Annotated in this window: 27 protein-coding genes, 1 tRNA gene and 1 pseudogene; 7 read left to right on the top strand and 22 right to left on the bottom strand. The window is 54.1% G+C overall.

Annotation, left to right across the window (positions count from 1 at the left end; all coding sequences use genetic code 11):
• The first annotated feature begins 4 nt into the window (after positions 1-4).
• Positions 5-1,321 (top strand): sensor histidine kinase, encoded by a 1,317-nt coding sequence (locus MTP36_RS06110; RefSeq protein WP_249254144.1) that lies wholly within the window; start codon positions 5-7, stop codon positions 1,319-1,321.
• Positions 1,322-1,404: 83 nt separating this feature from the next.
• Here the strand turns inward: MTP36_RS06110 and MTP36_RS06105 are convergent, their stop codons facing one another.
• The 7 genes from MTP36_RS06105 to MTP36_RS06075 form a co-directional block, all read right to left on the bottom strand.
• On the bottom strand, positions 1,405-1,644 hold the full coding sequence (locus tag MTP36_RS06105) for a DUF4315 family protein (RefSeq protein ID WP_249254143.1): 240 nt from the start codon (positions 1,642-1,644) through the stop codon (positions 1,405-1,407).
• 19 nt (positions 1,645-1,663) lie between these two features.
• A complete protein-coding gene (locus MTP36_RS06100; protein ID WP_249254142.1) occupies positions 1,664-2,140 on the bottom strand; it encodes a YhcH/YjgK/YiaL family protein in 477 nt (158 codons plus the stop codon).
• A gap of 271 nt (positions 2,141-2,411) precedes the next feature.
• Positions 2,412-3,935, bottom strand: coding sequence for a recombinase family protein (locus MTP36_RS06095; RefSeq protein WP_249254141.1), 1,524 nt, complete (start codon positions 3,933-3,935; stop codon positions 2,412-2,414).
• Between the two features lie 13 nt (positions 3,936-3,948).
• Positions 3,949-4,269: a type II toxin-antitoxin system RelE/ParE family toxin gene (locus MTP36_RS06090; RefSeq protein ID WP_249254140.1), complete on the bottom strand. Its 321-nt coding sequence runs from the start codon at positions 4,267-4,269 to the stop codon at positions 3,949-3,951.
• Positions 4,266-4,559 (bottom strand): type II toxin-antitoxin system RelB/DinJ family antitoxin, encoded by a 294-nt coding sequence (locus MTP36_RS06085; protein WP_442900266.1) that lies wholly within the window; start codon positions 4,557-4,559, stop codon positions 4,266-4,268. Before MTP36_RS06085 ends, MTP36_RS06090 begins: the two co-directional genes overlap by 4 nt.
• 123 nt (positions 4,560-4,682) lie before the next feature.
• On the bottom strand, positions 4,683-5,114 hold the full coding sequence (locus MTP36_RS06080; protein WP_143405465.1) for a hypothetical protein: 432 nt from the start codon (positions 5,112-5,114) through the stop codon (positions 4,683-4,685).
• 58 nt (positions 5,115-5,172) lie between these two features.
• Positions 5,173-5,421, bottom strand: coding sequence for a hypothetical protein (locus MTP36_RS06075; protein WP_249254137.1), 249 nt, complete (start codon positions 5,419-5,421; stop codon positions 5,173-5,175).
• Positions 5,422-5,570: 149 nt separating this feature from the next.
• On the opposite strand from MTP36_RS06075, the pseudogene MTP36_RS06070 reads away from it, so the two are divergent.
• Positions 5,571-5,747: pseudogene (locus MTP36_RS06070) on the top strand (DUF6061 family protein); the annotation flags it as partial.
• Between the two features lie 88 nt (positions 5,748-5,835).
• Here MTP36_RS06070 and MTP36_RS06065 read toward each other — a convergent pair.
• From MTP36_RS06065 to MTP36_RS06045, 5 genes are all read right to left on the bottom strand, one after another.
• Positions 5,836-6,375, bottom strand: coding sequence for a hypothetical protein (locus tag MTP36_RS06065; RefSeq protein ID WP_249254136.1), 540 nt, complete (start codon positions 6,373-6,375; stop codon positions 5,836-5,838).
• A gap of 65 nt (positions 6,376-6,440) precedes the next feature.
• Complete coding sequence (locus MTP36_RS06060; protein ID WP_156065922.1) at positions 6,441-6,779, bottom strand: hypothetical protein; 339 nt, start codon at positions 6,777-6,779, stop codon at positions 6,441-6,443.
• A gap of 281 nt (positions 6,780-7,060) precedes the next feature.
• Positions 7,061-7,525: a DUF3592 domain-containing protein gene (locus tag MTP36_RS06055; RefSeq protein ID WP_249254135.1), complete on the bottom strand. Its 465-nt coding sequence runs from the start codon at positions 7,523-7,525 to the stop codon at positions 7,061-7,063.
• A gap of 180 nt (positions 7,526-7,705) precedes the next feature.
• Positions 7,706-8,371 (bottom strand): sigma-70 family RNA polymerase sigma factor, encoded by a 666-nt coding sequence (locus MTP36_RS06050; protein WP_249254134.1) that lies wholly within the window; start codon positions 8,369-8,371, stop codon positions 7,706-7,708.
• Entirely contained in the window at positions 8,355-9,185 is an 831-nt protein-coding gene (locus MTP36_RS06045) for a helix-turn-helix domain-containing protein (protein WP_117506299.1), read from the bottom strand. The genes MTP36_RS06050 and MTP36_RS06045 overlap by 17 nt, the downstream gene beginning before the upstream one ends.
• A gap of 247 nt (positions 9,186-9,432) precedes the next feature.
• Here MTP36_RS06045 and MTP36_RS06040 point away from each other — a divergent pair, with 247 nt between their 5' ends.
• From MTP36_RS06040 to MTP36_RS06025, 4 genes are all read left to right on the top strand, one after another.
• On the top strand, positions 9,433-10,041 hold the full coding sequence (locus MTP36_RS06040; protein ID WP_249254133.1) for a CHC2 zinc finger domain-containing protein: 609 nt from the start codon (positions 9,433-9,435) through the stop codon (positions 10,039-10,041).
• 73 nt (positions 10,042-10,114) lie between these two features.
• On the top strand, positions 10,115-11,431 hold the full coding sequence (locus tag MTP36_RS06035) for a DNA primase family protein (protein ID WP_249254132.1): 1,317 nt from the start codon (positions 10,115-10,117) through the stop codon (positions 11,429-11,431).
• Positions 11,432-11,897: 466 nt separating this feature from the next.
• A complete protein-coding gene (locus MTP36_RS06030) occupies positions 11,898-13,163 on the top strand; it encodes a plasmid recombination protein (protein ID WP_249254131.1) in 1,266 nt (421 codons plus the stop codon).
• Positions 13,164-13,180: 17 nt separating this feature from the next.
• Positions 13,181-13,357: a hypothetical protein gene (locus tag MTP36_RS06025; protein WP_223387700.1), complete on the top strand. Its 177-nt coding sequence runs from the start codon at positions 13,181-13,183 to the stop codon at positions 13,355-13,357.
• 99 nt (positions 13,358-13,456) lie between these two features.
• Here the strand turns inward: MTP36_RS06025 and MTP36_RS06020 are convergent, their stop codons facing one another.
• From MTP36_RS06020 to MTP36_RS06005, 4 genes are all read right to left on the bottom strand, one after another.
• A complete protein-coding gene (locus tag MTP36_RS06020) occupies positions 13,457-13,708 on the bottom strand; it encodes a DUF6061 family protein (protein WP_097776512.1) in 252 nt (83 codons plus the stop codon).
• 152 nt (positions 13,709-13,860) lie between these two features.
• Positions 13,861-13,945, bottom strand: a tRNA-Tyr gene (locus MTP36_RS06015).
• A 184-nt stretch (positions 13,946-14,129) separates the two neighbouring features.
• Positions 14,130-15,362, bottom strand: coding sequence for a 6-phosphofructokinase (locus tag MTP36_RS06010; protein WP_055185834.1), 1,233 nt, complete (start codon positions 15,360-15,362; stop codon positions 14,130-14,132).
• A gap of 84 nt (positions 15,363-15,446) precedes the next feature.
• Entirely contained in the window at positions 15,447-16,670 is a 1,224-nt protein-coding gene (locus MTP36_RS06005; RefSeq protein ID WP_097779579.1) for a 6-phosphofructokinase, read from the bottom strand.
• A 340-nt stretch (positions 16,671-17,010) separates the two neighbouring features.
• Between MTP36_RS06005 and MTP36_RS06000 the strand changes: the two genes are divergently transcribed.
• A complete protein-coding gene (locus MTP36_RS06000) occupies positions 17,011-18,027 on the top strand; it encodes a GDSL-type esterase/lipase family protein (protein ID WP_249254130.1) in 1,017 nt (338 codons plus the stop codon).
• Positions 18,028-18,101: 74 nt separating this feature from the next.
• On the opposite strand, the gene MTP36_RS05995 is transcribed toward MTP36_RS06000, so the two are convergent.
• The 6 genes from MTP36_RS05995 to dapF all read right to left on the bottom strand — a co-directional run bounded on the left by MTP36_RS05995 (position 18,102) and on the right by dapF (position 22,456).
• Positions 18,102-18,260 carry a hypothetical protein gene (locus tag MTP36_RS05995; RefSeq protein ID WP_249254129.1) on the bottom strand — a complete coding sequence of 53 codons (159 nt, stop codon included), beginning with the start codon at positions 18,258-18,260 and terminating at the stop codon, positions 18,102-18,104.
• Between the two features lies 1 nt (position 18,261).
• Positions 18,262-18,903 (bottom strand): ABC-2 transporter permease, encoded by a 642-nt coding sequence (locus MTP36_RS05990; RefSeq protein WP_249254127.1) that lies wholly within the window; start codon positions 18,901-18,903, stop codon positions 18,262-18,264.
• On the bottom strand, positions 18,900-19,745 hold the full coding sequence (locus MTP36_RS05985; RefSeq protein WP_249254125.1) for an ABC transporter ATP-binding protein: 846 nt from the start codon (positions 19,743-19,745) through the stop codon (positions 18,900-18,902). Before MTP36_RS05985 ends, MTP36_RS05990 begins: the two co-directional genes overlap by 4 nt.
• A 2-nt stretch (positions 19,746-19,747) precedes the next feature.
• Positions 19,748-20,167, bottom strand: coding sequence for a GntR family transcriptional regulator (locus MTP36_RS05980; RefSeq protein WP_330220882.1), 420 nt, complete (start codon positions 20,165-20,167; stop codon positions 19,748-19,750).
• Between the two features lie 85 nt (positions 20,168-20,252).
• Positions 20,253-21,440: an LL-diaminopimelate aminotransferase gene (locus MTP36_RS05975; protein WP_249254123.1), complete on the bottom strand. Its 1,188-nt coding sequence runs from the start codon at positions 21,438-21,440 to the stop codon at positions 20,253-20,255.
• Between the two features lie 176 nt (positions 21,441-21,616).
• Entirely contained in the window at positions 21,617-22,456 is an 840-nt protein-coding gene (gene dapF, locus MTP36_RS05970; protein ID WP_249254121.1) for a diaminopimelate epimerase, read from the bottom strand.
• Positions 22,457-22,587 lie beyond the last annotated feature (131 nt).

Raw genomic sequence — 22,587 nt, 5'->3', positions numbered from 1 at the left:
CGCCATGGATCTTGCCCTGTTCGGCCGTTATTTTCTGGATTTTGCACTGCTGTACCCCAGCGCTTTTCTGTGTCTGGCATCCCTGTGGGAAAAGCTGCGCACCCCCAGGCGCACTGCCTGCATCGCCGCCGGGTGCATCACCCTGCTGTGCATCGGCTGCGCCGCGCTCTGCACCGTGTTCGGGCAGAACAGCAATTCTCTTCTGCCCGCCATCGTGCTGGTCTCCTTCTGGCTGCTGCGCTGGCGGGTAACGCCGGAAGTGACCGTAAGCCAGACCGCCTTTTTATTTTCCATCTCTGCCGTGATGATGGCGGTGTGTTCCCTGCTGTCGACGGTACTCAACGCCCAGGCCGAGATCTCCAACCCACAGACCGTCTGCCTTGCCTCCACGGCGCTGCTGCGGCTGGGCTTGGCAGCGGTACTCACCGTGCTGTTCTGGTTCACCGCCGTGCAATGGAGCCGGTGGCTGCTGCGGGAATACAGCGGCGAAGCCTTCTGGCAGTCCGCATGGCCGCTGCCCGCCCTCTATGCCGTTTTTCTGGTATACTGTATGCCGCTGAACCCCGCCGTGGTGCTGGTCGGGCGACTGAAGATTATCTCGGTGCTGGCGGTGTCCATCTCGCTGTTCGGCATCTTTCTGCTGCTGTACGAGATGTACCGCGTTGCCCGGGAGTTCGCCCGCAACGCCCGGCTGGACCGGGAAAACCAGCTGCTGGCCATGGAATCCCGCCGATATATGGAGTTACAGACCTATCTGGACAACACCCGCCGTCTGCGGCACGACTTCCGGCAGCACCTGCATGTGATCGCCGGACTGACTGAGACCGGGCAGCTGGAGGAGCTGAAAAGCTATCTGCGCCAGTATGAAAGCGAACTCAGTGAGCACCGCCCCAGCCTGTGCGCCAACGCCGCCGTGGATGCGCTGGCCGGATATTACGACCACGCGGCCGGGCAGCAGGGTGTCCCTGTGGAGTGGAAGCTGGCACTGCCCCGGCAGCTGCCCATGCCGGAGGCCGACCTGTGCACCATTCTGGGCAATCTGCTGGAAAACGCCCTGCACGCCAGCCAGAAGCTGCCGCCGGAGCAGCGCCGGGTGCAGGTGATGGCGCAGATGCTCAGCCCCGCCATGCTGGGGCTTGTGGTAGAGAACCATTACGACGGCGTGCTGAAAAAGCAGCAGGGCATCCTGCACTCCACCAAGCACGAGGGCACCGGCATCGGGCTGGTATCCGCCGAGACGGTGGTGCACAAATACAACGGCAGTCTGCACTTGGAGACAGAGGAACACCTCTTCCGGGTGAATGTCCTGCTGAATCTGTAGCCACCGGCAGACTAACGTGAAAGCGTTCAAAAAAACAGCGCCGTCCTTTGCAGAGAGGTTTTTCTGCGAAGGGCGGCGCTGTATTATTTTTCAAGATTCTCCGTGCTTTTTTGTGCGGCTTCCAGTTCATCCACCCGCTTTTGCAGGGCGGTGATCTTATCGTCCATTTTCAAAAATGTCCAGACCAGAACAGCCAGCACCAGCGCGGGAGGAACAACCATCCACAGGGACTGCTGACACCAGAGCAGCAGCGAATAGCCGCCGAATACAATAAAAATAAATACGGCAAACAGACTTGCAGCCAGTACAGCAAAAAATCCCATACAGAAAGTCTCCTTTCAGTTATTCTTCCGTTTCTTCCTCATCCGGGTCCAGCTCGATGCTGAACACGGCTTTTTTCAGCTTGCCGCAGCCCTGCGCCTTCAGACCGGATTTATACGGTTCCCCGGCCAGATACAGGGCAAAGCGTCCCTCGCACAGCATCCCGGCAATGCTGGTACCGGCGGTGCCTACAGTGGTGTCGGCGGCCTCATCGGTGGGCTTGGTGGGGGTCAGCTCCGCAAGGCTTACCTCAAACAGCTCACTGCCGTCCAAGTCAGTCTCCAACGTGATATGGTTGTCGTGCCGCTGGAACCGCGCCTTGTCGGACGTCTGGGGCGTGACGGTGCTCACGGTGACCACCGCCTTGTCCCCATCGATGCGGGTGCGCCCGGCAGGCAGGGTGGTGATATCCCGCGCCATGATGTACTCGATCACGGTGTCCAGATTGTCGCTTACGCCCAGATAGTTGGGCAGGTTGTTCAGGGTATCGTAGATCATGGAAAAAGTCCTCCGTCTGTATCGTTTTGCTTACCTGTATGGTATCACAGGTCAGAGACAGATGCAATATGTGTGAGGGTGGATGTCGCGAGCCGCGCAGAATAGGAACCCGGGTCGCGGCTGGTAGCGATCGTCGCTGTTGCTGTTCGAATCCACCCTTGCGTCCCTTTTTCAAGGCAGATAAAGCAGAAACTCCAGTACCCGGTTCGGATACTGGAGTCCTTGGTGGGCGCGGGTGGACGTCGCGAGCCGCGCTATGAGTTTAGCCTTGTTACAAAACAAAAACCTCAGCGCACTTGCATACGTTGAGGCTTTTTGGTGGAGCGAAGCAACCTAAATCCGAACCATTGCCCTCTGGGGCATCTTTCGCGGCGATCTCATCGAAAGTGATGGTTTTTGTGCCGTCTTTGTAGTTGAATGTAATCAAAACTTTTTCATCATAGAGATAAACAGCATTCACGAATGTATTGATAAGCGTTTCCCGGTGGCTTTTCACGTTCGGGTCGAGCTTGCGGAACCGGGTCAGCCAGAACCGAACCTGATTTTCACTCAACCGAGGCCGAGCGATTTTTTCTTCGGCAATCCGAACTTCAAGTTCTTTCTGCTGGGCTTCCAGCTTTTCCAAACGCGATTTGGTGGAGTTGGTCAGCACACCTGCTTGAATGGCGTTCAGCATATTTTCAATGCCATTCTCTACCTCGCGCATCTGCTTTTCCAGCAAAGGGAGAGTGGTGTTTTCCTGATCCTGCAACTCCATCACTTCCGCAACGATGGCATCAATCACGGCATCGTCCTGAATCAGCTTCATGGTTTCAGCCACGACCAAATCTTCCAGCCATTCCTTACGGACGGTCTTTTTCTTGCAGGTCTTGAAACGTTTCGCAGTGGCACACTTATAATAATGATGGACAACTTTGTTTCGGCCTGTGCCGCACTCGCCGAACATCATCGCGCCGCACATTCCGCAGAACAGCTTGGTGGTGAGCAAGTAATCGTCCTCGGCCTTGTGACGGGCAGGAGCGCGGCTGTTCTTCTTGATTTTTTGCTGCACTTCTTCAAACAAGTCCTTGTCCACGATGGCCGGGATGCTGTCGGGCATCACAATGTCCTTGAAGTGGTTTTCTCCGATGTACCGTTTGTTCGTCAGCAGCGTCTGAACACTGTTGTAGGTAAACTTCTGGTTGCGGTTGGTGGTCACGCCGCTGTCGTTCAGCCAGTTCATCAATTCTTTCATGGTCGCGCCATCGTTGTACCGCTGGAAGGCTTCTACCACAAAGGGAGCTTTCAGCGGATCGACTTGAAAGAACTTCTCCTCATCCACCTTAAAACCAATGGGAATCGTGCCGCCGTTGTACTTGCCCTTCAGAACATTCTCGGTCATGCCGCGCACAACTTTTTCAGAAAGCTCTGTCGAGTAGTATTCAGCCATGCCCGTGAGCATACTCTTGACCATGATACCTGCAGGGCTGTCAGAGATAGGCTCCGTGGCAGATACCAGCTTGACATGATTTCGTTCCAACTGATACTCATAGTGCGCTGAATCGTAACGGTTTCGGGCAAAGCGGTCGAGCTTCCAGACCAACACGATATCAAACAACCGCTTTTCGCTGTCCTTGATCATCTGCTGGAAATCCGGGCGGTTGTCGGTTTTTGCGGAAAGGGCGCGGTCGATGTAGTGCTTGACCACGGTAATGCCGTTCTTTTCCGCATAGGCAGTGCATTCCCGAATCTGCCCCTCGATAGATTCTTCACGCTGGTTGTCGCTGGAATAGCGGGCGTAGATTACGGCAGTCATGCAAACACCCCTTTCACTTCATTCTCCGCAGGCGGCGCACAAGGTCAGATGCACTGTACAGCACACGAGCCACTGACACCGCATCCTCGCCCACAATGTAGAATACCGAGTAGTTGTCCACCAGCATCTGCCGCAGTCCTTGGGTGCGCTCCGGCTCGCTTTCCACCAGCGCACAGCGTTCCGGCAGGATGTTCAGCGACTGGATGGCTTCTGCAATGCGGTTGTACTGCCCCATAGCCGTATCAGGTTCAAGCAGACGGTCAGCAATGTAGCTGTAAATCTGCTCCATATCACTGAGGGCTGCACGAGAAATTTTCACGTCATACTGCTTCATCTGTGCTGTTCCCTGAACTGTGCGAATGCGCTTACAGCATCCACGGTATCGCCGTTCTGAATTTCCTTGATGCCCACCTGCAAGGCTGCATGAAGCTGGTCATCGGTCATGGTGTCAGCGTTCAGAGCCGCAGGAGCCTTCGGCAGGGATAGAGAGAAAGGAATGCCGCCAGTCAGGGTGATCTGGCGCAGGTACATATCAATGGCGGTTGCCATCGGGATGCCGAGCTGCTTCAGCACATCCTCGGCTTGCTGCTTAACGGTGGGGTTGACACGAAGATTGAGTGTCATCGTTTTTTCCATGGTTATCACCTCGGCCTTATTGTAACGTATTTTGCGTTGCAAATCAACAACTCCCAAACTTATAATTAAATTTCTCCATATTGCACAACATAACTTCAGGTTCTCCGACTTCTAAAATTTTGCTTCATACCAATACCAATGTGCTGCAATTCGTTCAGTATATTGTGTATTATCACCTTCTGATTCTGCCCACGACCATCCATTTCCACTTTTTACAAACTCAACCGGAACATCTTGAAAGCCATGTGGTTCATCATCTTCAGAATAGTAAAAGCCCTTATATGTAGTACTCGGAATGAGCCCGAAAGAGCCTGTACAAAATTCCACCATATCATCTGCGTAATAATATACTTTCCATCCATTCCACTCTAGCGGTCCCATTGGATGTTCTTCTATCACTTTCCGCGCATAGTTTGTCAGCTCATCCTGATTTCGCAGTACATAAGACTGGATGGATTTTTTGCTAAATGGCCGAACAATCAACGCCGTAGCTACAGCAATACACCCTAGTGCGGTCAAAAGTCCAATGCAAATTCTTTTCATGTTTTTCTCCAGTCAACTGAAAACATATCACGCTGTAAGAACTATGATATCGCAGACTTTACTTTAGCGTGTGTACAATATGCAGTGCCATATCTGCATTTTCTTTATCTACAAATATCTCTGTGACATACTTTGGCTTTATGCCCAAAGTTCCAATTCTTGCCTGATCAAATGTATTACGCCGATTGACATCTTTGGTTTTGCAATAGAATTTGATTCCAGCAGCTGCCAGCGCATCCGTGATGCGATTGCACTGGCAGGGGTCAGAAACAGCTGCAACTTGTGATTTGAAAAACTGCTCTAGCATAAAAGGATCTCCTATATACACTCTAAAAGAAATCTCTTGCGTTTCTTACTGGAATAACGAAATTTAAGCCCAATTTATTTCGTTTGTCTACAAAATTTTTCAAAATCGTATAGCTGCACATAAATTCATGGAAAATTTGTTGCATAATCACAGTTTTGTTTATCTGCATCGCTATTGAGGACGAATACGGCAATACTCCAACGCAGCGGGCGGAACTGGACTGGCTGCTCTACAACAAGCCCTTGGAGTATGCTCAGCTTGTGCTGGGTGGTGAGATTGAGCACTACCTTTCACTTGGCTGCGACCATGGCAGACTGGAAGATTGACCTTTAATTAAAATATCCAAGGCAAAACAACAGCCCTCTACTTGCAGTCGTTGCAAATAGAGGGCTCATGTCATGGTTAGTTAGTAGTTCAACCTATTATGGTAACCATCTGAAAATACTGATACTGGTATTCATCTTCTAATACCGCCTGCATTTCTTCCATGTATAGCGGGTCTTTCAACAGTTTGGGATGAAATGCTCGCTCTATCCAGAGTCGGACTCCAATTTTGGGAAAAATATATTCCGTTCCCAGTTGCAAGTCCTTTTCGTTGCAAATAACGTTGTCCTTTTTCATTAAGCTATCAATAATACACTCGGCGGTTGTATTAAACATATCTATCCCGAACAATTTTATTGATGCCACTTTAGACAAATCTCTCTGGATGCCGATTTCAGTAGCTTTTCCGTTCCGATACTGCACCAGAAAGAACGAATCATTATCCATATATCGTCCTGTTATCAAATTAGGATCACCAGTTTCAGCACAACGCTCCATTTGCATTGCTTTATCAGAAGAATTCGACCACTGTTTCTTCATTTGTAGAAGAGCATTTTCTAGCTCATCTGACGTCATGCCTAATTTTAATTGTCCAATTCTAATATGCGGTTCAACAATTATCTCTTTCATAATAATATCTTCATATTCTCAAAAGCATCTATATTCATTTCATTGTTTAGGGCATGAAAATAGGATTATGGTAATCGAATACTGTATATCGTATCAAACTGATAGGGGTCAGATAATAAAACCTTTCCATTGGAAACTACCGCAATCTTTTCGCCTTCTTCAATTTGCGATAGCTGAATATTTCCTTTTAAGTATTTCGAAGCTCCCTGAATGAGATAGTAATTATTTGTACCGTACAGTTGATTGGGAGCAGTTGCATAGATAGAATTATTGCTTAAATCCACCTTTGTTACAGTAAGTTCCGATTTTGTCCTCCCCCACGGATGCAACAGGAAACCGCCTATAAGAATCGCTACGATCAAAGCCATACCAAAGGCAGTCAATTTCTTACTTGATTTCGTCATTTTAATCACCTCTTCATCAGAGCTCTATTTGAATTATCCGAACGTCACATTTTTCTGATCGATTGCAGTTATAAGAATCACATCAATGGTATCATGATTATTGGCTTCTCTGTTTGAATAACGAATTTTAAGCCTGCTTTATTTCATCTGTCCACAAATTTTTTCAAAATCGTATAGATGCACATAAACTTCCTGAAAATTTGTAGCACAATCGCAACCTTCTTTTAAATAAACACGCTATAAGGACAAATTTTTTGTTTTACCTCGATTGAAAGCTATCTTTAGCTTTCTGGTTTGAGAACTGTACTTCGGGCCGGATTCTTTGGGTCTACTAGAATTTTTATTGGTGCCCCTTTCGGAATATATGGATTGAACCAAAACCACTGCGACTTGCCATTATAGGTTTCACCTTTAACTTTATACTGATAATGTACCACATATGGATAGATTACATCCTCATCGGCAAGGTGGTAGGTACTCATATGAAATTTTATATGTACCCGTTTTGTTGCTGTAACCTTTCCGATGATTCTTGTTCCATTTTTCAAAAGTTCTGCCTTTTTATAGTCAGAAATAATCGCCAATCCGATAATTATACCTGCTACAATCCATGCTAATATCGCAGCCACCCAAATACCAGACTTACACGCTCCAACCGATATAATTGCCGCCACGAACATTCCGACATATGCCATTGTATGAATAAGATCTTTTGAAAAAAACATTTTATCTCGTGTAATTTTCATAAAACGGCATCCTCCTCAAATCCTACAGTCGGTAATCAGCGGCTCCGTGAAATCAACGTTCCTTAGATACTTAGATTTAATCCTATTTTGTTTCATCCGTCTACAAAATTTCTCAAAATCGTATAGTTGCACATAAATTCCCATAAAGCTTGTAGCACAATCACGATTTTTTCTTTTCATTCAGTCAAACCACCACGGCAGTTCCAGCCACAGGTTATCCATGGCCTGTTCCTCGGTCTTTTTGGCGCGGCTCTTTGTCAGGTGGAAGTATATCGCTGTGCCGATCAGCGGATGTTCCTCACCGTCCGTGAAGCCATAGCGGTACAGCAGATAGGTCTGCTCCCGGTCGGTCAAGCATTGCAGACCGCTGTACAGTTCCCGGCGCGATTCCTGTTCTTCTAGGATGCGCTGCGGCTGCATGGCGTAGGGGTCGGCTATGGCTTCAATGCGCCGTAGTTGTTCCTCTCCCGGCAGAACATCGTCCAGCGAAACACGCTGGTAACAGATACCATCCTTGTCCTCCGTTACCATCCGCTGTTCAAAAGCGGTAAAGGCATCCCGAACCATATCCATCATGGCGTTGCGGATGGCAGGAGCCGCATAGGTCAGGAACTTCATGCCGCGCGCTGCATCGAACTTCGGCACAGCTTTCCATAAGCCCAGATTGCCCGCCTGTTTCAAATCGTCCGTGTCAAGGTTCAGGCCAGCCTGTGCCAGATTCATGCTGCGGAAAAGGTCATTTGCCACCTTGCCAATAAAGGACTTGTTGTTGTCGATCAGGCTGTCCAGCGCAGTTGCATCGCCTTTCTGTGCCAGCGCACAAAGCCGTTCATTCGTCTGCTTCATGGGCGTTTTCCTGCTCTGCGGCAGACTGCAAGATTCCCAGCAGACCATTCCGCAGCTGTTCCAGTGCTTCCGGCGTAGCTCCTTCCATGCCCGAAACACTGTCCAACATTGCATCTGTCAGCTGTTCTGCCGTGATCGTTGGGTGTTGCACATCCTGCCCTTTGGTCAATTCGGTGAACATCTTCTCTGCCACTTTCTTGCTCATGGCTTCCTGTTCGGCGTAGTGGCTCCCGATACCCTTTTTGATCTCCTTGACCGCTGCCATGAAGTACATTTCAATGTCATCAAGGTCGCCTTGATACACTGGCTTTCTCCGAAGGCTGATGTCCTTTGCGGCTTTGGCTGCTTCCGGGGTCTTGACCTTTGTGCGTAGCAGGGTGCTCAATGTCGTGAGCATGGCATTCTGTGCCGCGATGCCAGACGCAAAGGTGTCATCAAAATACTGCGCTATGCGGTAAGTAAGCTCTGCGAAACGAGCGTTTTCCAGAAGCAGATTGACTACCTCTGTATTGACGCGCCCTGTGTAGAGATTCCTTGCGGCTTCTACGGACAAGCCCAGTTCAGCAATATCATAGTTCTTGCGGTCGGGGATGTTGGTTTCTCCCAGCAGAAAATCCGTGGATACGTTGAACAGCCTTGCAATTTTCAGCACCTGCTCATGGGTCAGGGTTCCCTTTGCACCGCTGATAAAGCGGTTGATGGTGCTCTTGGAGCAGCCGAGTTCCTTGGCAAGTTCTGGTTGGCTGATGTTGCGTTCTTTCATCAAGTCCGCAAGACGAATGTTGGATGGTGCGGGCAGATATTCCTGTGCCATGTGGTCGGCCCTCCTTTTGGCGTTTTTTCTCATTATAATACGCTCTGCCGTTTTGTTCAATATACGGTTTCCTCTCTGCCCTTGCTGTTGCAGCCCTGCAACCAGTAAGGGCATTTTTCTTTTTCCGTTGCAGTTCTGCCACTTTTTCGCCTTTCCTGCAAAATTCCCCGTATATTCAGGCAGGAAACAAAAAACACCAGAGTTCCCACTTTGGGGTCTCTGGTGCAACGCACGAAACAAAGGAGGAATGCCCTTGAGCCTGTATCAAACTGTCAAGTCCGCCATCACCGTTCGGCAGGTGGGAGAAATGTATGGTATGGAGCCCGACCGCCATGGCATGGTGTGCTGTCCGTTCCATTCTGACAGCGACCCCAGCATGAAGCTGAACGACACCTATTATTACTGCTTTGGCTGCGGAGCCAACGGCGATGCCATCGACCTTTCCGCCAAGCTGTTCGACCTGAACCCCCAGCAAGCCGCCGAGAAGCTCGCAAGTGACTTCGGGCTTGACCCGGATAAGCCGCCCGCCAATGCCATCGCCCTGCCGCCGCCCAAGCGCGGCTTGACAGGCGAGCAGTGGGCAGACATCGCCTACTGCCTGCGGGTGCTGACCGATTATCTTGACCTGCTGCACGACTGGCAAAAGCGCTACAAGCCCGCCAGCCCGGAAGAACCGCTGGACGAGCGGTTCGTGGAAGCCCTCCACATGACCGAGACCATCGAGCACCTGACGGACTGCGTTGCATTTGGGACGCCCCAGCAGAAGGCCGCTGCCGCCGCACAGCTGCTGTCCGGGTCGTACCTGCTGATGCTAGAGGAGCGCACCGACCGCCTTGCTCTAGCAAAGTGCGCCTAGTAGTTTATTCACCCGAAGTGGTGGGTCTCACCGTGAGACCCACCACTTCACTTTTCTAAAGGAGAACCACCACATGAAGAAAAACATTTCCCGCAACCCCTTATGGCCGGACTGGTACAACGGCAAGAAAATTGACGAAGTCCAGTTTGGACGTGCCTTTCTGGAACAGTGGCCGCTGAAATGCGTCAACGGAACACTGTACACGCTGGACGGACCGGTGGAGGACGAAAGTGAGATCAAGCAGCGCATCTTGGAGAACATCGAGGAATATGTCACCTCCGGCCTGTCCAAAAAGGTCACCAACATTCTGGAGACCATCAAGCTGCTGGCCTTTTCCGACCCGTTCCCCATCGAGCAGGACTGCATCCACCTCCAGAACGGCGTGTACCATCTGCCGGACGGCTCTTTTCAGGAGAGCCGCCTGTTCTGCCAGAACCGCCTGCCTGTGAGGTATGACCCGAAAGTCGCCAGCCCGGACCGCTGGCTGACCTTTCTGCACGAGCTGCTGGACGATGCCGACATCCCCACCTTACAAGAATATCTGGGCTACTGCCTGATCCCCAGCACCAAGGGACAGAAGATGATGCTCATTGTTGGCAAAGGCGGCGAGGGAAAGTCCCGCATCGGGCTGGTGCTCAAGCGGCTCATGGGAGATGCCGCCAGCAACGGCAGCGTCCAGAAAGTGGAGAACAACCGCTTTGCCCGTGCCGATCTGGAACGCCGCCTGCTGATGATCGACGATGATATGGATATGAACGCCCTACCCAAGACGAATTATATTAAGACCATCGTGACCGCCGAAGCCAAGCTGGACTTGGAGCGCAAAGGTGTCCAGAGCTACCAGCGGGACATTTACGCCCGGTTCCTCTGTTTCGGCAACGGTGCGCTGACCTCGCTATACGACCATTCGGACGGTTTCTTTCGCCGCCAACTCATCCTGACCACCAAGGACAAGCCTGCCGACCGCACGGATGACCCTTTCCTTGTCGAAAAGATGTGCGCCGAATTGGAGGGCATCCTGCTCTGGTGTCTGGAAGGGCTGCACCGGCTGGTGCAGAACGATTTCCGCTTCACGGTCAGCGAACGAGCCGCCGCCAACGTGGACACCATCAAGCGCAGCAGCAACAATGTCATCGACTTTATGGAGTCCGAGGGCTACTTCCGCTTCAAGGCGGACTACTCCATCAGCTCCAAGGAGTTCTACGACATTTATAAGCAGTGGTGTGAGGACAACGCCTGTCACAGCGTATCGGCCATCCGTTTCAGCGCAGAGCTGCGCCAGAATGACCGCCGCTATAACCTTGAAGCCACCAACAACATCTACCTGCCCGGTGGCCGCAGGGTGCGGGGTTTTGTCGGCATCGAACCGCTTGTCCACCCCTGCCCGTAAAAAGTGCATTTTTTACGGAAGAAGTTCGTACAACCTGTACGGTCTGTACTTGTACGCACCTGTACGGTAGATTTTAAGAAAATCAAGCGTTTTATCGCTTGTATTTTGCTCGCCTGTACACCGTACGAACCGTACAGGTTATTTGAACTCCGTACGCAATTTTTTCAGATGCGTACGGAGCAATCAAGTTCGCATTGTGCGAACTTGTCGGGGCGAGGCCCCTCCATCTTGCTGGCGCAAGACCGTTCGGTCACTTAAAAGCCCCACTGGGGCTTTCATTGCTTCGCAAACGTGAACTCGATTAGCTCTCCCGCAGGAGACGTTCCCCCTCGGAGAGTCCTCGAAGAGCCCACTACACTTTGCAGCCCATAGGGATGAAAGTGTTATAGTGGGTTATTACACTTCCAAAGAAGTGCATCTTCGTTCCCCGTCACCTCCCGATGAACCTTGAAAGGAGGGATGCCCTTTGGCAAGAAACGATGGCATTGACCGCACCAGTGTCCGAAATCTCGCCGTTTCGGACAAGGCCGTTGGCAACACCCAGCAGCACAATGAGCGTGAAAAGGACAGCTATCGGAACCCCGATATTATCCCCCAGCGCGTTGCATGGAACGTCCATTTCAAGAAGCCTGCCGCCAGTTATACCGACCTGTTCGCCCAGATGGAAACCAACGGCACGATCTCCACCCGTGGTTTGAAGCCGGATGCCACCCACTACTGTGAGCTGATTTTTGATGTCAACTCGGCCTATTTTGACAATCACGGTGGCTACGAGTTCGCCAAGCAGTTCTATGAGGATGCCTACAAAGCAGCCGTTCAGATCGTGGGCGGTGAGCAGTATATCCTCTCGGCTGTCATGCACGCCGATGAGATCAACCGTGCCATGACCGAAGCACTGGGCCGGGAGGTCTACCACTACCATCTCCACGTGGTCTATGTACCTGTGGTAGAAAAGCAGATCCTCTGGTCGAAACGCTGCAAGGATAAGGCACTGGTCGGCACCGTCAAGGAGACCGTCATGCAGGTCAGCCGAAGCAAGAAGTGGGCTTCCAAGCCCCTGCTGGACGATGCTGGAAAGCCCGTGCTGCAAAAGAACGGCAAGCCAGTCCTGAAGAAGTCGTACAGCGTCCTGCAAGACGATTTCTTCAACTATATGCGTACTGCCGGGTACACCGATGTGGAGCGCGGCGAGCGTGGCAGCACCGAAGAACACCTGACCGTCACGCAGTTCAAAGTCCAGCGGGAGCAGGAACGGCTGGACACCCTGACCACCCAAGCCGACCAGCAGGCACAATCGCTTGCTAAAACCAGTCAGGCCCTCTCCAAAAAGGAGAAGGAACTTGCCGCTGTGCAGAAAAAGGCCACGCTCACGAAAGAAGCCCTCATTCATGCGCGCGATCTGGATTATATTGGTAAGCGCACCTTTCTCGGCAACTATTCGCTGACCGAAGAAGAGTTTTCCAAGCTGAAAAAGCAAGCCGACCACGGCTATATGATGGATGTGGAGAACCGCCGCCTGAAAGAAGAACTTTCCACCGCCAAGAAAGAGGCCGTTCGTTGGAGCAACAAGTACCACGACCTGTGGTACGACGTGAAACCCTATCTGGATGCTCTCCACCGTGCGCCCGAACTGGTGCGTGGCTTTCTGGAAAAGATTCTTGCCCCCAAGCAGGAGCACACCATGAATGTGCCGCAGCGAAACCGCAAGCGTGGTCAGGATATGGAACTTTGAGTTTCGGAGGATACTATTTGAACAAAAAGAAGAAGTCAAACAAATCCGGCTACCCGGATGAAGCAATCAAGACCCTTGCACGTTGCTTTTATCCCTCCATGGTTGAGTTTTTCAACAGCGAGGAAGGCCAGCGTGAATATGAGGAATGGCTGAAAGAGCAGGAAGCTCTACAAGCATTGCCTGTTGCCGCATAAAAACAGCAGGACGCTCCCGGTAAAGGGAACGCCCTGCCTTACATAGATGTATCTCGCCGAGGTGTGTCCAGTTGGGCGCACCTCTTATTTTTTTTGCCCTTAATCTTCTAACCCATGGCTCCCGGCTACGTTTTTCAAATACTCCTCCGGGTCACCGTTCAGAATCAAATCCGCATAGCCCAGTGGGTCGTTGTAGATGAGGTAGTCCAGTTCAGTCTGCTGGGCCATGGTCACATCCAGCGCATCCTCGACCCCGGTACAGTCGATGGAGATTTTTCTCCCATCCCGGAGCCGCAGCTCCACACATCCAGTGTCCATGTTGAAATGGCAGGCTCTTGCATCGTACTTCATAATCGCATCCTCCAAATCTTGTTATTGGCTTACGGTCTATGACAAGGTATCGGAGTTTTACGCCGTCCACGGGAGCCTTCGTTGTTGTACCCGAAGAAAACGAAAAATCCGAACCCTTCTCCAATCGGAAACAGGTTCGGATTTTTCTTGTTTGGTGGGCGCGGGTGGATTCGAACCACCGAAGCTGAAAGCAGCAGATTTACAGTCTGTCCCCATTGGCCACTCGGGAACACGCCCATATTCATTTTCACAGTCGCGTGGACTGCCTGTATATGTTACCACTGAAAACGCGGTTTGTCAACCCATAATTTGGGCTGAGGGCAAAAATATATACAACAATCACAAAAGCCCTCCCATCCGGGTATGCTTTACAGCGTCCGGGCAGGAGGGCTTTTCAGCCTGACAAAAAATCAGGAGAAGATCACTTCTGGTTCTTCATGTAGATGTGGTGCGGCAGACCGGCGATGTACAGCGGGGTCAGTTCGGCCTGAATCAGGGGACGGGCGTAGTCCAAGAAGTCCTCGGTCATCTGGGTGTGGTTGTTGTTCATCCAGCTCAGGGGAACCTTCTTTTCCAGATTGGCGACCTCGCTGATGGGATGCAGCTCGGTGGTGCACTGGTAGGGGTTGTTGGAGATGCGCTTCAGGGCAACCATCTGACCGGTAACGCCCTCAAAGGCTGCCTTGGCGGCGGCACCGCCCACCTGATAAGCCTCGGTGATATCGGTGCGGCTGGTCAGGTGACCGGCGCAGCGCTGCAGGGTGGAAAGCTCGATGCAGCGGGTCTTGGTGTCCAGATTGCGGGCCACCACGTTGGCCAGATACCGTGCGGTACCGGTCAGCGCCTTGTGACCGAAAGCATCCACTGCGTGCACATCATCCGCCAGCTCACAGACATAGCGGCCATCCTCCAGCTTTACGCCCTCGGAAACGGCAATGACGATGCTGGGCTTCTTTTCCTGCATCACACGCACCTTTTCCACAAAGCGCTCTACATTGAAGGGAACCTCGGGCAGGCAGATCATGTCCACGCCCTCGCAATCGTCACTCTTGGCCAGTGCGGCGGCGGCGGTCAGCCAGCCGGCATTGCGGCCCATGATTTCCACCACGGTAACGTACTTGGTGCCGTACACGGTGGCGTCGCGGATGATCTCCTTCATCACAACGCCGATGTACTTGGCCGCAGAGCCGTAGCCGGGGGTGTGGTCGGTGACCATCAGGTCGTTGTCGATGGTCTTGGGCACACCCATAAAGCGGATGTCGCTGCCAATGCGCTGGCCATAGTCAGCCAGCTTGCCGATGGTGTCCATGGAGTCGTTGCCGCCGATGTAGAAGAAGTAGCCGATGTTCAGCTTTTCCAGAATGGCGAACAGCTTTTTGTACACCGCCTCGTCATCCCGCCAGTCGGGCAGCTTGTAGCGGCAGCTGCCCAGAAAGCTGGACGGGGTGCGCTTGAGCAGCTCGATGTCCAAGTCATCGGTCAGCAGGGTGGAAAGATCCACCACCCGCTCCTCCAGCAGACCGGCAACACCGTTGCACATACCGTACACAACGTCTGCGCCGCGGTTCTTGCAGCTTTCAAAGACACCCGCCAAACTGGCATTGATGACAGAGGTGGGGCCGCCGGACTGACCGACGATTGCGTTTTTTCCCATGATGATTTCTCCTTTTTTGTTTTTTCTGTTTCGGCTATAAAAACGTGCAGTCGCACGAAAACAGACGCGGAAGGGAAAAATGGATCACAGACGGATGTGGCGGGGGGTACCGTTCACATACACGGGGGTCACCTCGTCCAGGATCAGCGGACGGGCGTACTCCTCAAAGGCTTCGGTCACCTGCATCCCGTCCGGGGTGATCCATTCCAGCGGGACCTTCTTTTCCAGATTTGCCACCTGCTGCACATCCACAGACTCGGTGATGCACTGGTACGGGTAGTTAGAGACCCGCTTGAGGGCGATCATGCGGCCGCTCTCGCCCGCAAAGGCAGCAGCGGCAGCGGCACCGCCAACGGCGTAGGCCTCGTTCACATCCGTGCGGCTGGCCAGATGGCTGGCGCAGCGCTGCAGGGTGGAAAACTCGATGGCGCGGCTCTTGCACTGCAGCTTGTCGTGGATGAGCTCGGAAAGATAGCGGCTGGTGCCGCTGAGGATGGCCTTGTGACCAAAGGCGTCCAGCTGCCCGGCGGTGGAAACCAGATCGCACAGGTAGGTGCCGTCTGCGGTCTTTACGCCCTCGCTGGCTGCGATGATAACGTTGGACTTCACCCGCTGCAGCTCGTCCACCCGGGCAAGGAACTTGTCCTGATCAAAGGGCACTTCCGGCAGCAGGATCAGGTCGGGGCCTTCACAGTCCTCGCCGCCTGCCAGACAGGCCGCACCAGCCAGCCAGCCTGCGTGGCGGCCCATGATCTCGGCCACCGTCACGCTGCGGATGTTGTACACCGAAGAGTCGCGGATGACTTCCTTCAAGATGGTGGCAATGTACTTTGCGGCAGAGCCGTAGCCGGGGGTATGGTCGGTGAGGCACAGATCGTTGTCGATAGTCTTGGGCACACCGATGAACCGCACACTGCTGTCCACCCGCTGCCCGTAGCGGGACAACTTTGCGATGGTGTCCATCGAGTCGTTGCCGCCGATGTAGAACACGGCGCAGATGTCGTACTTGTCAAACAGGGTGAACAGCTTGACGAACGGGGTGGCATCGGTGTCCGGGTCGGGCAGCTTGAAGCGGCAGCTGCCCAGATAGCTGGACGGGGTGCGCTTGAGCAGTTCAATGCTCATGCGGTCATCCAGCAGGACGTTGAGCTCCAGCAACTCTTCCTTGAGCAGACCCTCAATGCCGTACTTCATGCCGTACACCTTGTCTGCACCCAGACTGCGGGCAGCTTTGTATACGCCCGCAAGGCTGGAGTTGATCACGGCGGTAGGGCCGCCGCTCTGACCAATGATGATATTCTTGGCCATGGAAACCTCCTTCAGATCATATAAAATGTGTCCGCTGCCGGGCAAACGGCTTTCCGCACCGTCCGGTAAAGTGGTCTGTCGGCCCTGCACTGCCAACGGACCGGGACGGCAAAACAGCCGCCTGCCGCAACTGACACAAAAATATTTGCAGCTTGTGTATTCGCTTTTTGTAAAATGTGCAAAATAAGCTGCAATCCTATTGTACCCGTTTTGCCTGTTGTATGCAAGACCCAATTGGTTGCGCAGGCAAAAAAAATATGATAAAATGGGTGCGCACTCCAAAAATACCGGGCAGAAGCACCTGCCTGTTGGGATAAATGCAGAAAGCTGGACAGAGAATATGGGCATTTCACACGAGTATCATTCGGCACCCCGGCGGCGCACGCGCGGGGGCATCGGCGGCAAGCTGCGGCTGGCGGGGGTCATTGTGGCCATTCTGCTGGTCGCCTATGCGGTGACCGCCATCTTGGAAAAAGGAACCGTTGAAGAGGACAGTACCCCGCAGACCGGCGCAGGCGGTATTGCGCAGAACATTCTGGCACCGCTGCCCATGCAGGGCGAGGCGGCTTCCGGCAGCGGCAGCGAAAGTACAGCCGACGGCAGCAGCACGGCGCAGGCGGTGCAGCTGGAGAACTTCGGCCCCGCCCGGCAGACCGACGGGGCCTATACCATTAAGGCGTATGACGCCAGTGTCATCCGGCAGCCGACCTGCGGTCAGGTAGACCTGAGCTACTTTTCGGACGCCGCTTTTCTGGGCGACAGTCTGACGGTGGGCTTCTCGGACTATCAGATCAATCTGAGCGGCGCACTCATCTGCGGCTATACGGGTGTAGGGCCGGACGCCATCGTCAACCGCGCCGCCGTCAAGAGCCCCACCCGCGGGCAGGAGGTGGCACTGGATGTGCTGGCAGCGGCGCAGCCCAAAAAGCTGTATATCCTGCTGGGCACCAATACCTTGACCACCTTGGGCGCATCTGACCGTTTTCTGGCCTACTACGGCCAGATGCTGGACGAGCTGCGCCAGACGCTGGGGGACGACTGCATTATTTATGTACAGTCCATTCCGCCGGTACGGCCTGCGGCAGCGGAAAAGAAGCCGGGGCTTGCCTCGGACGTGCTGCGCGGCGTGAACGAGCAGCTGGCACAGCTGGCTGCAAGCAAGGGCTGCGTTTATCTGGACCTGTGGGAGGCGCTGGCTGACGGCGAGGGCAACCTGAAAGAGATGATTGCCGCACCGGACGGCGTGCACCTCTCGGCCGGCAACGGCTACGGTGCATGGGTCACATACCTGCGCAACCACGCAAAATATTCCGCAAGCAACCCGTGGATCATGGGCAGCGCGTACAGCGCAGAATAAAAAGCAAAAAGCAAGTGCACCACCCCGTCAAAAGCCAACGCTTTTGGTGTAGAGGTGGTGCACTTGCTTTTTTATCACTTTTTATCCGGCGGGTCATCCAGCCCTTTGAACATCACTATGCCCAGACTTGCAAAACTGGCACCCAGCACAAAACCCACTGTTCCCAGCGACACACTGAACGCAGCGCCCATGGCAACACCGAACAGGATGCCTGCGACCTGACTTTTCTTCATTTTACTGCTCTGCCTTTCCGTACCATGCAACGGACAGCCGCCACGAGAGAGCATACAGCGCCAGCGCTGCCGCCAGCACGACCACCAGCACCAGCAGCGAGCCCTGCGCAGGCAAGAGGCTGTTTAAAGCATTGTCCCCCGAAGAAACGAAATAGCCCATAACGCTTGCAAGCAGACCGATGCACAGGTAGTACACATACCGGGCTTTCTGGTAGCCAAAGCGGTAGATCAGCGGCAGCAAAATAATGTTGCCCAGCAGGGTCAGCATCGCCACCTGAAGCAGGGTCGCCACGGTGAGCTGCACCGTCACCGTGCCCCAGAGCAGCTGTGCTGCTGCCAGCGCTGCCATACTCAGCAGCTCCGCCAGCACCATACCGCACAAGCCGATGAGGTATTTGCCGCCCACGATCTGTCCTTTTGTCACCGGCAGGGCGGCGCTGTAAGCGCTGAACCGGCTGTTCTGGTCGTACGCCAGCAATGTCATGGGCGACATCCCCAGCATAAGCCCGCCGTACAGCATAAAGAAATTAGAGCCATCCTTCATGAAAAACGTCCCCATCAGCATCATGGCTACCGACACCAGAATGATCCATCTGATATAGCACCACATCTGATAGGCATCCTTTAATAGCAGACCTTTCATTGCACATCTTCCCCTTTCACCATCAGTACAAACAATTCCTCAATGCTTACCGGGGTAAGCTCTGCCCCGGCGGGCATTGCGTCCCGGCGCACAAGCGCTTCGACTCCGTAGGGGGTGACCCGCTTGCCGTACACCTGTGCATCCAGTGCCGCCAGCTGCGCCGCCGTGCCGTGCCACAGGGCGTATTCCTCCCGCAAGGCGTCCTTTTCCTCACAGAGCAGCAGCCTGCCCTTGTGCAGAAAGGCGATGGTATCGCACAGCTTTTCCAAGTCGCTGACGATGTGGGAGGAGATGAGGATGGAGTGGTTTTCGTCCCGGGCAAAGTCCAGCAGCAGGTCGGTCACCTCATCCCGCACCACCGGGTCCAGCCCGTTGGTGGCTTCGTCCAACAGCAGCAGCTTCGGGTGGTGTGCCAGCGCCACGGCGATGCACAGCTTCATCTTCATGCCGGTGGAGTAGTCCTTGTACTGCTTTTTGTCCGGCAGACCGAATTTTTGGCACAGCTCTGTATAAGCGGCAGCGTCCCAGTTGCGGTAGATGCCCGCCATCACTTTGCCCGCCTGCACGGCGTTCAGGCACAGAGGGATGCCCTCGCTGCCCAGCACTACGCCGATTTCCTCCTTAGTGCGGACAGAAACGGTGCGGCTGTCCCTGCCAAGGATGGTCACGGTGCCGCCGTCCCGCTGCACCATGTCCAGGATCAGCCGGATAGTGGTACTCTTGCCTGCTCCGTTTTCGCCGATCAGGCCGCAGATGGTGCCGCCGGGCAAGGTCAGGTCCAGCGGCCCAAGGGTAAAGTCCTTATAGTGCTTTGTAAGCCCCTGCAGTTCCAGTGCGTTCATATTCAGCCCTCCCATAGCAGTTCCAGCATCTCCCGCAGTTCTTCCCTGCTCAGCCCGCAGGATGCGGACAGGCGGACGGCCTCGGTAAGATGTTCTTCAATCTTTTTCAGGTTTTCTTCCCGCAGCAGCTCGGTGTTTTTCGGGGCTACAAAAAAGCCCTTTGCCGGTACTGCGTAAAGAAAGCCCTCTTTTTCCAGTTCATCGTAGGCGCGCTTGGTGGTAATGACACTGATGCGCAGATCCCGTGCCAGCCCCCGGATGGAGGGCATGGCCTCGTCCGGCTGCAAAGCCCCACTGATGATCTGCTGCTTGATCTGGTTGTAGATCTGGTCATAGATGGGCGCGCCGCTTTTGTTGTTGATAAACAGTTCCATCGGCTGCTCCTTTGATACTTGCGTTTCGTCTGTATATGTACAGTATATACAGTAGATACAGATTTGTCAAGAGGGTGCGCAAAAAAATACACCCGCCGCCCAAAACGGACAGCGGGTGCTATTTTTATAGGTTTTACAGTGCTTTAATAGCGGTCTTGATGCGCTCGGCGGCAAGCTTGGTCTTTTCCGCATCGCCGAAAGCGGTCAGGCGGAAGTAGCCCTCGCCGCACTCGCCAAAGCCCACGCCGGGGGTGCCCACCACGCCGCAGTTTTCCAGCAGCCAGTCGAAGAACTCCCAGCTCTTCATGTTGCCGGGGCAGCGCAGCCAGATGTAGGGGCTGTTCTTGCCGCCGCAGTACCACACGCCGCACTCGTCCAGTGCATCGGCAATGACCCTTGCGTTGCGGCGGTAGTAGTCCAGATTGGACTGGATTTCGGCCATGCCGCTCTCGGTGAACACGGCAGCAGCGGCGCGCTGCACCACATAGGGCACACCGTTGAACTTGGTGGTCTGGCGGCGCAGCCAGAGCTTGTTGATGCTCATGCCCTCGCGCTCCAGCTCCTTGGGCACGACGGTGTAGCCGCAGCGGGTGCCGGTAAAGCCTGCGATCTTGGAGAAGGAGCAGATTTCCACAGCGCACTCGCGTGCCCCCTCGATCTCGAAGATGCTGCGGGCCAGCTCGCCATCCGAGATAAAGCACTCGTAGGCGGCATCGTACAGGATGATGGCATCATTCTTGCGGGCGTAGTCCACCCATGCTTTCAACTGTGCGCGGGTGTAGGCAGCGCCGGTGGGGTTGTTGGGGCTGCAGATATAGATGATATCCGCCTTCACGTTCTCGTCCGGCATGCCAAGGAAGCCGTTCTCCTGCCCGGTGCGGCTGTAAATGATCTTGCGACCATCGGTGACGTTATCGTCCACATAGGTGGGGTACACAGGGTCCGGTACCAGCACGGTATTGTCCACATCGAACAGACCCAGCAGGTTTGCAAGGTCGCTCTTCGCGCCGTCCGAAATAAAGATCTCATCCTCGGCAAGCTGGGTACCGCGGCTGGCGTAGTAGCCCTGAATAGCCTGCTTGAGGAAGGGGTAGCCCTGCTCCGGGCCGTAGCCGTGGAAGCCCTCCTTGGTGCCCATCTCCTCGGCGGCATCACGCATGGCCTGCACCACGCACTTTGCCAGCGGCTGGGTCACATCGCCGATGCCCAGACGGATGATCTCCTTTTCCGGGTGTGCTTCCTGATACGCAGCCACCTTGTGGGCAATGTCCACGAACAGGTAGCTGGCCTTCAGCTCGTTGTAATGCTTGTTCATCTTCATGATACTTTCCCTCGCTTCTATATTGTGGAACCCTCTCAGTCATCTCGCATTCGCTCGATGCCAGCTCCCCCGAGAGGGGGAGCTTTTTCGCTTTGAAGGGAAACTTTTCCTTTTGATGCAGAAAAGCTTGCCCTTCGGGAGAGCTGTCGCCGTCAGGCGAGTGAGAGGGTTCTTATTTAAACTTCAGTCGTGCCCTCGCACACGGTCTCGGCAGCGCCGGTCATCAGCAGCTGCTTGCCGGGCAGCACCCGGATGGTCAGCTCGCCGCCGCGCAGCTGCACATGGACATCCTCCCCGGCGGGGCAGATGCCCAGCTCGGTCAGGGCTGCCACGGTGGCGCAGGTGCCGGTACCGCAGGCCCATGTCTCGCCGCTGCCGCGCTCCCACACACGCATCTTCAGGTGGGTGGCATCCACCACCTGCACAAACTCGGTGTTGATGCGCTCCGGGAAGTTTTCGTGGTGCTCAAAACCCGGGCCGATCTGCTCCAGCTTCAGGCTGTCCACCTCCGGCACAATGGTCACGCAATGGGGGTTGCCCACGCTGATGCAGGTCACCCGCCACAGGTTCTCTTCCACCTGCAAAGGCAGATCCACCAGCGGGCCTTCGCCCATGTTCACGGCGGGCAGCGCCGCTGCCATGGCGGTGTAGGTGCCCATCTCTACCTGCCACAGCCCTTCGCCCATGCGGGTAACGGTCTTTAAGCCGCTGAGAGTGTCGATGGCAAGCTTCGGCTTTGCCATGCCGTGGGTGTACAGCCACTCGGCCACGCAGCGGATGCCGTTGCCGCACATCTTGCCCTCGCTGCCGTCCGCATTAAAGATGCGCATCATGGCGTCTGCCCCGGCTGTGACCGGTGCGCAGATGCAGATGATGCCGTCCGCGCCGATGGAAAAGTGCCGCCGGGACAAGCGCTCTGAAAGCGCTGCGATATTCTCCGGCACACCGGAGGTGCGGCAGTCCAGATAGATATAGTCGTTGGCGCAGCCCTGCATTTTGGTGAATGAAAGCTTCATGCTTATCGCTCCTTATAAAAGAGACTGGTCAGTCCCTGTAAACTCATTACTTTATAATGATAAAAAAACCGGCACGAGATGTCAAGGGAAAAAGCAGCTTTCAGACAATTTTCTTCAGTTGCTGCAAAACA

It is taken from the genome of Faecalibacterium sp. I4-1-79 (genome assembly GCF_023347235.1).
Taxonomy (GTDB): domain Bacteria; phylum Bacillota; class Clostridia; order Oscillospirales; family Ruminococcaceae; genus Faecalibacterium; species Faecalibacterium tardum.
This window is presented reverse-complemented; position numbering and strand designations above follow the sequence as displayed.